Source organism: Chitinibacter fontanus (genome assembly GCF_013423785.1).
In the GTDB taxonomy this organism is placed as follows: domain Bacteria; phylum Pseudomonadota; class Gammaproteobacteria; order Burkholderiales; family Chitinibacteraceae; genus Chitinibacter; species Chitinibacter fontanus.
In genome coordinates, this window is record NZ_CP058952.1 from 2,888,737 (window position 1) to 2,899,893 (window position 11,157).

The 11,157-nt window shown below is 54.8% G+C and carries 14 protein-coding genes; 11 read left to right on the forward strand and 3 right to left on the reverse strand.

The genetic code is table 11. From position 1 onward, the window contains the following. Positions 1-16: 16 nt before the first annotated feature. Complete coding sequence (locus HZU75_RS13835; RefSeq protein ID WP_180306597.1) at positions 17-1,060, reverse strand: zinc-dependent alcohol dehydrogenase family protein; 1,044 nt, start codon at positions 1,058-1,060, stop codon at positions 17-19. A 52-nt stretch (positions 1,061-1,112) separates the two neighbouring features. Here HZU75_RS13835 and HZU75_RS13840 point away from each other — a divergent pair, with 52 nt between their 5' ends. Then, positions 1,113-1,748 (forward strand): TetR/AcrR family transcriptional regulator, encoded by a 636-nt coding sequence (locus HZU75_RS13840; RefSeq protein ID WP_228028073.1) that lies wholly within the window; start codon positions 1,113-1,115, stop codon positions 1,746-1,748. A gap of 22 nt (positions 1,749-1,770) precedes the next feature. Here the strand turns inward: HZU75_RS13840 and HZU75_RS13845 are convergent, their stop codons facing one another. Beyond that, positions 1,771-2,655, reverse strand: a complete 885-nt coding sequence (locus HZU75_RS13845; RefSeq protein ID WP_180306598.1) for a LysR family transcriptional regulator — start codon at positions 2,653-2,655, stop codon at positions 1,771-1,773. A 77-nt stretch (positions 2,656-2,732) separates the two neighbouring features. On the opposite strand from HZU75_RS13845, the gene HZU75_RS13850 reads away from it, so the two are divergent. Then, positions 2,733-3,428, forward strand: coding sequence for a glutathione S-transferase family protein (locus HZU75_RS13850; protein WP_180306599.1), 696 nt, complete (start codon positions 2,733-2,735; stop codon positions 3,426-3,428). Here HZU75_RS13850 and HZU75_RS13855 read toward each other — a convergent pair. Beyond that, entirely contained in the window at positions 3,423-3,599 is a 177-nt protein-coding gene (locus tag HZU75_RS13855; protein WP_180306600.1) for a hypothetical protein, read from the reverse strand. The genes HZU75_RS13850 and HZU75_RS13855 overlap by 6 nt on opposite strands. Before the next feature lie 41 nt (positions 3,600-3,640). Here HZU75_RS13855 and HZU75_RS13860 point away from each other — a divergent pair, with 41 nt between their 5' ends. The 9 genes from HZU75_RS13860 (at position 3,641) to HZU75_RS13900 (ending at position 10,734) form a co-directional block, all read left to right on the forward strand. Beyond that, complete coding sequence (locus HZU75_RS13860; protein ID WP_180306601.1) at positions 3,641-5,218, forward strand: 2Fe-2S iron-sulfur cluster-binding protein; 1,578 nt, start codon at positions 3,641-3,643, stop codon at positions 5,216-5,218. A 34-nt stretch (positions 5,219-5,252) separates the two neighbouring features. After that, positions 5,253-5,873: a glutathione S-transferase family protein gene (locus tag HZU75_RS13865; RefSeq protein WP_180306602.1), complete on the forward strand. Its 621-nt coding sequence runs from the start codon at positions 5,253-5,255 to the stop codon at positions 5,871-5,873. A gap of 47 nt (positions 5,874-5,920) precedes the next feature. After that, positions 5,921-6,388 carry a nuclear transport factor 2 family protein gene (locus HZU75_RS13870; RefSeq protein ID WP_180306603.1) on the forward strand — a complete coding sequence of 156 codons (468 nt, stop codon included), beginning with the start codon at positions 5,921-5,923 and terminating at the stop codon, positions 6,386-6,388. A 152-nt stretch (positions 6,389-6,540) separates the two neighbouring features. Continuing rightward, positions 6,541-6,783: a BufA1 family periplasmic bufferin-type metallophore gene (locus HZU75_RS13875; protein ID WP_180306604.1), complete on the forward strand. Its 243-nt coding sequence runs from the start codon at positions 6,541-6,543 to the stop codon at positions 6,781-6,783. A gap of 69 nt (positions 6,784-6,852) precedes the next feature. Continuing rightward, positions 6,853-7,695, forward strand: a complete 843-nt coding sequence (gene bufB / locus HZU75_RS13880; RefSeq protein ID WP_180306605.1) for an MNIO family bufferin maturase — start codon at positions 6,853-6,855, stop codon at positions 7,693-7,695. Then, positions 7,692-8,426 (forward strand): HvfC/BufC N-terminal domain-containing protein, encoded by a 735-nt coding sequence (locus HZU75_RS13885; protein ID WP_180306606.1) that lies wholly within the window; start codon positions 7,692-7,694, stop codon positions 8,424-8,426. The genes bufB and HZU75_RS13885 overlap by 4 nt, the downstream gene beginning before the upstream one ends. 25 nt (positions 8,427-8,451) lie before the next feature. Next, positions 8,452-9,018 (forward strand): sigma-70 family RNA polymerase sigma factor, encoded by a 567-nt coding sequence (locus HZU75_RS13890; RefSeq protein WP_180306607.1) that lies wholly within the window; start codon positions 8,452-8,454, stop codon positions 9,016-9,018. Further along, positions 9,002-9,271 (forward strand): anti-sigma factor family protein, encoded by a 270-nt coding sequence (locus HZU75_RS13895; RefSeq protein WP_180306608.1) that lies wholly within the window; start codon positions 9,002-9,004, stop codon positions 9,269-9,271. Before HZU75_RS13890 ends, HZU75_RS13895 begins: the two co-directional genes overlap by 17 nt. Positions 9,272-9,438: 167 nt before the next feature. Further along, positions 9,439-10,734: a ferredoxin reductase family protein gene (locus HZU75_RS13900; RefSeq protein ID WP_180306609.1), complete on the forward strand. Its 1,296-nt coding sequence runs from the start codon at positions 9,439-9,441 to the stop codon at positions 10,732-10,734. Positions 10,735-11,157: the final 423 nt, after the last annotated feature.

Genomic DNA, 11,157 nt, shown 5'->3' on the forward strand with positions numbered 1-11,157 from the left:
GAAAATTCCTATGGGTTTAAGCTTGTACGTTGATCACGATTTTGCCGAAGTGCTGTGCGCTTGCGAGGTAGTCGAAGGCCTCGCTGGCTTGCGCATAGGCAAATTCCTGATCGATCACGGGTCTGATTTGGTGCTGGCTCAGGAAGGCATTGAGCGCATTAAAATGCGCGACTGAGCCGACCAAAATGCCGTTGATATGGGCGTTTTTAAATTGTAGCGGCCACAGATTGGGCGTGGGGCCAAAGCCGGTGAGCACGCCGATTTGATGGATATGTCCGCCTGAGGCTAGCGCGTTGATCGAGCGCGCATAAGTCTCCGGGCCGCCCAATTCCAAAATGTGATCAACCCCCATTCCGCCAGTGAGGGCCAGCGCGACTTCATCCCAATTCGGCTGCGCGCGGTAGTTGATGGTTTCCCAAGCGCCCAAGGCTTTGGCGCGCGCTAGTTTTTCATCGGATGATGAGGTGATAATTACCTTGGCGCCTTGCGCTGCGGCCAGTTGCAGCGCAAACAGCGCCACACCGCCAGTGCCCTGAATCAATACCGTTTCACCCGCTTGCAATTGGCCGCGTTCAAACAGCGCATGCCAAGCCGTTACCGCGGCGCACGGCAAAGCCGCGGCTTCTTGCAAACTCAAATGCGCTGGAATCGCCACGATGGCGTCTTCGCTGGCGACGATATGCTCGGCAAGTACGCCAGCCAGATTCGCGCCGCCCAGCGCGCCGTGTGAATAATGTTGGGTCTGATATTTGCCATCCTGCCATTGCGGGAAAAAATTGGGCGCAACCCGATCGCCGACTTGCCAGCGTTGCACTTTGCTGCCGATTGCAATCACCGTGCCGGCCGCATCCGAGAGCGGAATCTGGCCATCGACGGTATCTTGACCGGCATTACGCAAAATCAGCAAATCGCGGTAATTCAGGCTCATCGCGCCGACCCGAATCAACACTTGATCAGCCGCTAAGGCTGGTTGTTGGCTGGGCACCTGCTGTAATTGAAAAGTATTGTTGTTGCGCTGCAGCTGATAGTGGCTGCTGTGCTGGGTTTGAACGCCTTGCATCGTTTTAAATCCTATTTATGTAGTGATCGATAAATAATATAATCAGGCTAAGATGACGTCGTCAACATATTTTGTAGCGATCAATATGGAAATAAAAAAAACGCGAGGGCGGCCACGGGCGTTTGATCGCACACAAGCGCTTGAATTAGCGCTGCAATTATTCTGGGCCAAAGGCTATGAAGGCACGTCGTTGAACGACTTGACCAGTACGCTCGGTATCAACGCGCCCAGCCTGTATGCAGCGTTTGAATCCAAACCAGCGCTGTATCGTGAGTCGATCGATCTGTATTTGGCTCAGCAATACGAGCGCATCGGCGCTTTGCTGGCCGCAGCCCCCAGCGCGCGGGAGGGGCTGGAGGCCATGTTGCGCGGCGCGGCGGTGCAATTTACCGCCCCCGAACACCCGCCCGGCTGCCCGATCGCCAGCGGCGTGCTGCGCTGCGCCGAGGCCAATGCAGCCATTGGCGAGCTGACCGCCGAACACCGTCGCACCACCCGCGCGATGATGCTGGTGCGCCTGCAGCAAGGGCAGGCTGCCGGCGAGTTACCCGCGCAGCTAGATACTCAGGCGCTGGCCGGGTTTTATGCTGGGGTGATTCAGGGCATGTCGGTGCAGGCTATTGATGGCGCCAGCACGGCTGATTTACTGAAGATGGTCGATCTGGCCATGCAGGCTTGGCCTGCGTAGGGGGGCTAACTCGATGATGCGCTTAGCGCAATTGAATATGCTGCGCCAAATGGCTAAAAACCGTGGCCACGCGGCGCAGGTGGCGCGATTCGGGGTGAGTCAGTAGCCACAGATCGGTGGCACATTCGACCAGCGCGCCAGTAAGTGGGCGTAAATTGGGCCGCGTGGCGGCCAGAAACAGCGGCACCATGCCCACGCCCATGCCGCGTTCAATCAATTCCACTACCGTTAAAATGCTGTTGACCCGATAGCGCGGCGTGATTTTCGGGTAGTGCTTTTTGCGCCAGAGCACGGTGGGATGATCGGGCAGGGCATCGTCGGGCGCGATCCACGGTGCCTGCTGGGCGATAGCTGCGGCCAAATCGGCCCACGGGCTGTGCGGTGCGGCAAACAGCGCCACGCTAATGCTGCCCAGATGTTTGCCCACCAGATGTTGCGGCGGTTTGCGCGTGGCGCGAATCGCAATATCGGCATCGCGTCGGGTTAAGTTGGCCAGCTCATTACCGGTATGCAGATCAAAACTCAGCTGCGGGTGTAGGCGGGCGAGGGCATCCAGCTCGGGGGCCACCAGCCCATGCAAAATCGAATCGGTGGTGGTGATGCGCACGCTGCCGGCCACGTCTTCGGGCTGCAGTTGCGCCGCCGAGCGGGCTGATTCAAGCGCGATTTCCATTTGCTCGGCATGCTGGGCCAGAGTTTGCGCCAGCTCGGTGGGCAAATAGCCCGCTTTGCTGCGCTCGAATAATCGCTGCCCCAGCCCTTTTTCAATGCGCTGGATGCTGCGAAAAACTGTTGAGGCATCCACACCCAGCCGCTCGGCCGCCGCAGCCAAGGTGCCGCCCCGGCTCACCGCCAGCAAAAATTCCAGATCCTGACCGCCAAGGTGGTATTGCGTTTTTGCATGCATGCTGTGCAATCCTGCTTATGTTTATTGCAAATTAGCAAGCATAGACTAGCGCATATTACCTACTGGAGGAAATCGATATGTCGCAACCTATTACCTTGGTCAGCCATTTGCTGTGCCCCTATGTGCAGCGCGCCGCGATAGTGCTGCTGGAAAAAGGAGTGCCATTTACCCGCAAAAATATTGATCTGGCCAATAAGCCGGATTGGTTTCTGGCCATTTCACCGCTGGGCAAAGTACCAGTATTGCAAGTGGGCGAGGCGGCGATTTTTGAATCGGCGGTGATTTGCGAATATCTGGATGAAACCCAAGCGCCGCCGCTGCACCCGGCTGACCCTTTGGCGCGCGCCCGCCATCGTGGCTGGATGGAGCTGGGCTCGGCGATTTTGAATGACATCGCCGGGGTGTATTCGGCGCCGGACGAAGCCAGTTTGCAGCTCAAAGCCCAGCAGCTGGCGCAAAAATGGGCGCAAGTTGAGGCCGCGCTGAGCGGCGGGCCGTATTTTGCCGGGGTCGAATTCACGCTGGTGGATGCGGTGTTTGCGCCGGTGTTTCGCTATTACGATGCTTTTGAGGCGATAGCGCCGCTGCGTGCGAATCTGTCGCTGGCGCCTTGGCCGCAGATCGAAGCTTGGCGGCGCGCGCTGGCGCAGCGGCCTTCGGTGCAGCAAGCGGTGGTGGCCGATTATCCGCAGCGCTTGCTGGCGTTTTTACAGCAGCGCAAATCCTTCCTCGGCGCGCTGCTGCAGCCTGCAGCAGCCAGCTGCACCCTATAAACCCACCGCAGTATCGGGCAGAAGGCCGCTTAGCAGCTGGCGGCCAGCCCAATACCTGCTGGTGGTGATGAGAATACGTGGTTTTTGCCGCGCCTTGGTGGTGATTATTGCATTTGAAGGAATAATCAATTCATCTCCATGGCGATTCTCTTGCCTGCGGCGGCGCGCCATACTGAGGCCATCCCATACTGGAACGCCTCAGGAGGCTCCCCATGCCACGCGCCTTTGCCGCCATCACCTTTACCGACAGTGTCAAAGCGGCGCAAACCCGCTATCACAGCCGCGAGGGCAATCAGGGCTTTGAGCTGGCTGAGGATAGCCGCAGCGAAATCACCCCGCGCGAGGCCGAGTTTATCGCTGAGCGCGATAGCTTTTATATGGCCACCGTGAACGAAAACGGCTGGCCCTATGTGCAACATCGCGGCGGCCCGGCCGGGTTTTTAAAAGTGCTGGACGAACATACGCTGGGCTTTGCCGATTTTCGCGGCAATGTGCAGTATTTGTCGGTGGGCAATCTGAATGCCAACGACAAAATCTCCATCATTCTGATGGATTACCCCAACCGCCGCCGGCTCAAAATCTGGGGCCGGGTGCGCATCGTGCACGAAATTGATGACCCAGCGCTGATCGCCGCGCTGGAAAGCCCGGCCTATCGCGCTCGCATCGAGCGCGCAATGGTCATCACGGTTGAAGCGTGGGATTGGAATTGCCCGCAGCACATTACGCCGCGATATACCGATGCTGATATCGAGCAACTGATCGCCCCTTTGCAGAGCGAGCTGGCCGCGCTGCGCGCCAAGCCGCTAGCCGCCGCGCCGCTTGAGCGTTTGGGCAGCGGTGAGTTGGCATTAGTCATCAGCGGCGTGCGCCAGCTGACGCCGCAGGTGCGCGCATACGAGCTGCGCCATCCGGCTGGCGAAGACTTGCCGCCGGTCACAGCCGGCGCGCATCTGCAAGTGCCAGTGAAGCTGCCCAATGGCCAGCAGAGCGTGCGCAATTACTCCATCGCTTCCAACCCCGCGCGCCGTGATATTTACGAAATCGCTGTACTGCGCCAGGACGACGGCACGGGCGGCTCGGCCTTTGTGCATCAGCATTATCAACTGGGCATGAAGCTGTATTGCAACACACCGAAGAACGATTTTGCGCTGAACGAGAGCGCTGCGCCCGTGTTGCTGATTGCTGGTGGCATTGGTATTACGCCGATCAAGGCGATGGCGCAACAGCTCAAAGCGCAAGGGAGGACATTTGAATTGCACTACGCTGCGCGCAGCCGCCGCGAGATGGCGTATGGCGATCGCTTGCAGCGCGATCTGGCCGGGCAAATTAGTGTGTATTTCAGCGCCGAAGGCGCGCGGCTGAATCTGCCACAGCTACTAAGCCAAATGGCCGATACCACCGAGGTGTATGTTTGTGGGCCTAGCGGATTGATTGATGCGGTGGCCAATACTGCCGCGCAATTACAGATTGATCCAATGCGTATCCATTTTGAGCGCTTTGCCGCCGCAGCTCATGGCGACAACCGGCCCTTTGAAGTGCTGCTGCGCCGCTCGCAACGGATGATCCCGATCGCCGCCGATCAAACCGTGTTGGCGGCGGTACAAGCGGCGGGCGTCGATACACTGTTCGATTGTGGTGTCGGCAATTGCGGCACCTGTGCGGTGAAAGTGCTGGCAGGCGAAGTGGAGCATCGCGATCACGCGCTGAACGCTAACGAGCGCGAGCGCGCCGGGCTAATGTGCATTTGCGTCTCGCGGGCGAAATCGGCACGGCTAGAGCTGGATTTATAAAACGATTGATTTTGATTTGAAAAAGGAAAGCACCATGATCCAGCTCTATGAATTCGCCCTGTCGGGTAATTGCCATAAGGTCAGACTCATGCTGTCTTTGCTGGAGATACCCTATCAGAGTATTGCCGTGAATGGCGTCGAGCGCGAGCATAAATCGGCCGAGTTTCTGGCCAAAAACCCACTTGGCCAAGTGCCGGTGCTGGTCGATGGCGACGTGGTGCTGCGCGATAGTCAGGCGATTCTGGTTTACCTCGCCCGCCAGTACGGCGCCGAGCAGGCTGATTTCTGGCTGCCGAATGATCCGGTTGGGCAAGCGCAAGTGCAGGCGTGGCTCGCCACCGCCGCCAATGAAGTGACGCGCGGGCCCAATGCGCTGCGGCTGTTTCATAAATGGGGTCGTAATGTCGCGCTGGCCGAGGCCGAAATCTTGACCGAGCAATTACTGGGTGTTTTGCAAACCACATTGGCCACACAACCGTGGTTGGCTGCACCTCACATCACGATTGCCGACATTGCCCTCTACCCGTATATCGCGCTGAGCCTCGAAGGGAAAGTGCCTCTGGCGCAATACCCTGCTATTTGCCAGTGGCTGGCGCGCATCGAGGCGCTGCCCGGCTATGTGACCATGCCCGGGATTACGCGGAAAGTTGCCTAGCCCTAATCAAGCAATCAATCCATTCAACGCATTTTTGGAGTAAACCCATGTCAGCTCGTCCCCCTTTACCGCCGTTTGATTTGGAATCGGCCACCTTAAAAGTTCGCTTGGCCGAAGACGGTTGGAATTCGCGCGACCCAGAGCGCGTTTCTCTGGTCTACACCGAGGATAGCGTTTGGCGTAATCGCCACGAATTTCCGCGCGGCCGCGCGCAGATTGTCGAATTTTTAACCCGTAAATGGCAGCGCGAACATGAATACCGGCTGATCAAAGAGCTGTGGGCGTTTGACGGCAACCGCATCGCCGTGCGTTTTGCCTACGAATGGCACGATGCCGCTGGGCAATGGTTTCGCTCTTACGGCAATGAAAACTGGGAGTTTGATCACAATGGCCTGATGCAGCGCCGCTTTGCCAGCATTAACGACCTGCCGATTCGCGAAGATGAGCGGCTATTTCACTGGCCCCAAGGCCGCCGTCCTGATGAGCATCCTGGCCTGAGCGAGCTAGGTTTGTGAGCGCGGCGCTGGTTTTATCTGATTAAAAATCAATGGCTTGTTTAATTGTTTGGCAGTTTTTGCATTTTGTTTGTCAGAGCCTGCCCTTTGGCCCGACTAAGTTGCAGATACCGCTGACGGTGTCGCTTAAACCACTTTGGAGATCATGCATCATGAACAAACAACTTATCCTCACTAGCGCATTAACCGCCGTACTGGCTGCTGGCGTTTCAGGCACCGTGGTCGCTGCCGACAAAGAAAAATGTTATGGCATCGCTATGGCCGGTAAAAACGATTGCGCGGCCAATGGTCACGCCTGCGCTGGGCAAGCCAAAAGTGATATGCATGGCAAAGAATGGAAATACGTTGCGTCGGGTACTTGTGTTGATATGAAAGGCACGCTTAAACCCATGTAATTGGGCCCCGGGTGGCGAAACTCTAGCTCAGTTTCGCCACACATTGATTTCTTTTTGGTGATTAGCCCCATGCTTAGCAATTTACCCAACGCAACTGGACTTGGTCTACGCGCTCCCCACGTTGTCGAGGTCTTAGCGCAGCGCCCAGCCGTAGCATGGTGGGAAGTCCATAGTGAGAATTATTTTGGCGGTGGTGAGCCGCTGGCCGCGCTGTGCCGTCTGCGCGCGGATTATCCAGTCAGTTTGCATGGTATTGGGCTAGGTATTGGTAGCCTAAGCCCGCTGAACCCCCAACATTTGGCTCAGCTAAAACAATTAGTTGCCCGGGTTGAGCCGGCAGCGGTGTCAGAGCATCTGGCTTGGAATCGCCATGCCGAGCGATATTTTAATGATTTATTGCCGATTCCCCGTCTGACAGGGGTGATCGAACATTTGGTTGAGCGTATTGCGCAAGTGCAAGACGTATTACAGCGCCCGATTTTGCTGGAAAACGTGTCATCCTATGTTGGATTTAGCGGTCAACTAATGTCAGAGGCCGAGTTAATGGCAGAGCTAGTGCGTCGCACTGGTTGTGGCTTGCTGGTAGATTTGAATAATTTTTATGTCAATGCCCTCAATCTGGGGCTCGATGCCGAGCAAGAACTGGCGCGGATTGAGGGCAATTCGGTGTATGAAATCCACGTAGCTGGGTTTGAATGGTTTGAGGGCACCGCCATTGATACGCACGGTGCGCCGGTCAGCACCGAGGTGCTGGCTTTGTTGCAATCGAGCTTACAACGCTGGGGGGCAAAACCAGTGTTGTTAGAGCGCGATACCAATCTGCCAGATTTTTCGAGCTTATTCGAAGAGTATTGCTCCCTAGATCAGTATGTGAATAAATCACTGAGCAATACATCAGGGGTGTATGCATGAATTACGCTCAGGGTATTGCTGCGTTTGCGAGTTTATTGCTTGACCCACAGGCCGCTGAAGATGGTTTGCACTTTCCAGCGCGGATGCGCCACTATCGCGCCAATTGCCGGCTTAACCGCATTGCCGCGCTGCAGGGCGTGTTTAGCAATGTAGCGCAGTTGGTGGGCGAGGATTTTTTTACGGCTATGGCTCGTGAGTACGTTGATGTGACACCAGCTAACTCTGCTGATTTGCATGCGATGGGCGATGATTTTGCCGATTTTATCGGCCAGTTCGCACCTGCTGCTGACTTGCCATATCTGGCCGATGTTGCCAGGGTGGATTGGGCGCGCTGGCGAGCGTATTTAGCGCCGGATGAAGCCACGCTGGGCTTGCTTGAGTTGGCCCAGTTGGCCGCCGCTGACTTTGCGAGTATGCAGTTACGTTTTCACCCGAGCTTGCAGTTGGTGCAATCTCCACACTGGCCCATTGCCGATATTCTGGCTATGCACGCCGGTGGTACAGTAGCTCAGCTAGCTAGCGGTGGGCAGCAGATATTGATCAGCCGAAGCCAATGGCAGGTCATTAGCCTCGGGCAATGGACTTTTTTGCAGTCTTTAAGCGCAGGGCATTGTGTGGGTGAAGCACTTGATCATGCGCTGCAGATCGATGAAGCCTGCGATATTCAAAGCACACTGAATATACTGTTTACCCAGCAATTATTGCGCCAAGCCGTAGTCGGCTATCCTTAAATATGCAGCAGGAAAAGGTAGGGGTATGACACAAGCGATCGATTGGCTAACCGAGCACGGTGACGTACTGTATAGCTTTGCTTTACGCCGCTTGCGTGACCCACATTTGGCTGAAGAGGCGGTGCAGAATACTTTGCTCGCGGCGATTGAAAACCCCGCAGGATACGGCGGCGAGTCAAGCCCACGTACCTGGTTGATTGGGATTTTAAAATTCAAAATTATTGATCTGTTTCGTGCACAGCAAAAAACCGCGCCCTTGGATATGGAGCAGTGCTTAGACCATACCACCGTCAGTGAGGATGACTTATTTGATCAGAGTGGGCACTGGGCGGTACCACCAGTGGAATGGGTAGATCCGGCTCGTTTGCTCGACAGCAAACAAATCCGCCAGCAAATTGATGCATGTCTGGCCCGCCTGCCGCGCCGGATGGCCCAAATATTCTGGTTGCGTGAGCTTAACGACGAGCCCGCGGAACAGGTTTGTGCGCAGTTAGGAATTAGTAGCGCTAACTTGTATCAACTGCTGTATCGGGCTCGGCAGGGTTTGCGCTTATGTTTGAGCGAAGGAGGACGCCATGCTGACCTGTCGTGAAGTAAGCCGTTTGCTCACGCTGGAGCCGGAGCAAGCAATAGGACGATTTCGCCGCATCGCAGTGACCTTTCATCTGGCGATTTGCCACAATTGCCGCCGCAACCGCAGGCAATTAAAGCAAATTCGGCATTACTTAGCGCAAACTCATGTTGCTGAGCTTAGCCAAGTAGATTACCCACTTGATACCGCGACCCGCGAACGCATTGCCGAGCAACTAAGGGTGCATCACAGCACGCCATCCGAAGATGTTTGATGCAAATTGCAGCGACCTTTTTCGTCTTAGGTCGCTGCAATGCTTCGCGCTGCAGCTAAGCGAACTAGCGCGGTAATAATTACCAGCTGTTCGCAACCTAGCTTCATGCTGGCTTAAGTGTGGGCTGCCAAGATTGACTCATCTAACTGATTGAGATGAGGTTGATCATGAAAAAGCTATTGCTAGTGATCGTACTGACTTTGCTGGCCTGGGCGAGTACGGTGTGGGTCAGCTGGCCTGCTGCACTGGATATTTGGTGGTTGCGCCGCGAGGCACTCAATTTAAGCGGGATTTTATCCTTTGAATTGATGGGCTTGATTATGGTATTAGCCGTGCGACCTGTCTGGTTGGAGCAAGCCTTTGGTGGTTTGGACCGCATGTACCGTGTGCATAAATGGGCGGGTATCTTGGCGATCAGCTTTGGTATATTGCACTACGGCATCAAACTATCGGGTGGGCTGCTCAAACATTTTTTTGAACGCCCGCCACGCGTAGCACATGCTCAATTATGGTTTGATTTTCTGCGCAGCCCCGTCAAAGATATGGGCGAATGGTCGGTTTACCTGCTTGCCATCATGCTGGTGCTGACGCTATGGCAGCGCTTTCCATATTCATTTTGGCGCTATTTGCACAAAGCCCTTGCAGTGGTTTTCGTGGTGCTCTCATTACATGCGCTGGTGTTATCCCCACAAACTTACTGGGCTCAACCGATGGGCTGGCTGATTGCGGCCACTGCAGCGGTGGGTAGCATTTGCGCGCTGATTTCATTATTCGGGCAGATTGGCCGCCAGCGTACCCACCAAGCTATCGTGACTGCCATTGAACATACTGGTAAAGATGTGCTAGAGCTTGAGTGTAAAACTGATGGCAAATGGAAGCATCAAGCCGGGCAATTTGCTTTTTTGCGCTTTAATGGCTGGGAAGGTGCCCACCCATTTACCATCGCCAGCGCTGCTAATGCACAAAAAACATTACGATTTTCAATCAAAGCATTGGGAGACTATACCCACCGGTTGCCGTACTCGGTCAAAGTAGGGGATGTTGTGAGTATTGAAGGGCCTTATGGATGCTTCACTCGCGCTAATGATGCAAGGCAGGTTTGGATTGCCGCAGGTATTGGGATTACACCATTTTTAGCTTGGCTAGATGAAATGAAAGATTCACCAGACCAAGCTCCTAGCGTGACATTGCACTACTGTGTACGCAATGAGCAAGAAGCCATTTACAGCCAAGAGCTTGCTGCGCTTTGCGCCAATTTGCCAAGTATCAACCTGCATATCCATCAGAGCGAAAGAGATGGGCGAGCGTCGATGCAAAGCCTTCATTTGGGCAGCAATACTGAAAATTGGCCAAGTGTTTGGTTTTGTGGCCCACAAGCCTTTGCTAGCCATTTATTCGCGGAATTGCGCAAAGCGGGGATGCCAAAGCACCATTTCCATCAAGAGGCTTTTCAATTGCGCTAGGTAACAAAGCCCCGCTAGGCCGAGCTGTTGCAGTCAATGCCTGAATAATAGAGGCCGCAAACCATCAGGTTGCGGCCTCTATTATTTTTCACCCGTGCCATTGCTGTTCGTGCAATGCGGACATTGTTACCAAGTTCGTAATTGTCCTGACTGACTAGGGCTGTTGACTTAATTGGTGAAGTGTTGAAACTCGTCTGGAGGATGCTAATCAATCTGGGGCGGGGTGCCAATGTCATAGAATCGTACTCCTATGTCATATAAAACGCACTGCAGAGCAAATACAATAACAATATTAGTGTTTTCTGATGTTTTCGCCAGTTAAAAGCCCAACACTATTTATCAATAGTGAAATATCTAGAAAAGCTCTATGAGTAATCACTCTTCGAGTTGTGAGCTTCCAGTTTTCAAAAAATAGATTGGCTA

Coding starts and splice junctions, on each gene's coding strand:
- HZU75_RS13835 (WP_180306597.1), bottom strand. CDS start 1,060: ATGCAAGGCGTTCAAACCCAGCACAGCAGCCACTATCAGCTGCAGCGC.
- HZU75_RS13840 (WP_228028073.1), top strand. CDS start 1,113: ATGACGTCGTCAACATATTTTGTAGCGATCAATATGGAAATAAAAAAA.
- HZU75_RS13845 (WP_180306598.1), bottom strand. CDS start 2,655: ATGCATGCAAAAACGCAATACCACCTTGGCGGTCAGGATCTGGAATTT.
- HZU75_RS13850 (WP_180306599.1), top strand. CDS start 2,733: ATGTCGCAACCTATTACCTTGGTCAGCCATTTGCTGTGCCCCTATGTG.
- HZU75_RS13855 (WP_180306600.1), bottom strand. CDS start 3,599: ATGGCGCGCCGCCGCAGGCAAGAGAATCGCCATGGAGATGAATTGATT.
- HZU75_RS13860 (WP_180306601.1), top strand. CDS start 3,641: ATGCCACGCGCCTTTGCCGCCATCACCTTTACCGACAGTGTCAAAGCG.
- HZU75_RS13865 (WP_180306602.1), top strand. CDS start 5,253: ATGATCCAGCTCTATGAATTCGCCCTGTCGGGTAATTGCCATAAGGTC.
- HZU75_RS13870 (WP_180306603.1), top strand. CDS start 5,921: ATGTCAGCTCGTCCCCCTTTACCGCCGTTTGATTTGGAATCGGCCACC.
- HZU75_RS13875 (WP_180306604.1), top strand. CDS start 6,541: ATGAACAAACAACTTATCCTCACTAGCGCATTAACCGCCGTACTGGCT.
- bufB (WP_180306605.1), top strand. CDS start 6,853: ATGCTTAGCAATTTACCCAACGCAACTGGACTTGGTCTACGCGCTCCC.
- HZU75_RS13885 (WP_180306606.1), top strand. CDS start 7,692: ATGAATTACGCTCAGGGTATTGCTGCGTTTGCGAGTTTATTGCTTGAC.
- HZU75_RS13890 (WP_180306607.1), top strand. CDS start 8,452: ATGACACAAGCGATCGATTGGCTAACCGAGCACGGTGACGTACTGTAT.
- HZU75_RS13895 (WP_180306608.1), top strand. CDS start 9,002: ATGCTGACCTGTCGTGAAGTAAGCCGTTTGCTCACGCTGGAGCCGGAG.
- HZU75_RS13900 (WP_180306609.1), top strand. CDS start 9,439: ATGAAAAAGCTATTGCTAGTGATCGTACTGACTTTGCTGGCCTGGGCG.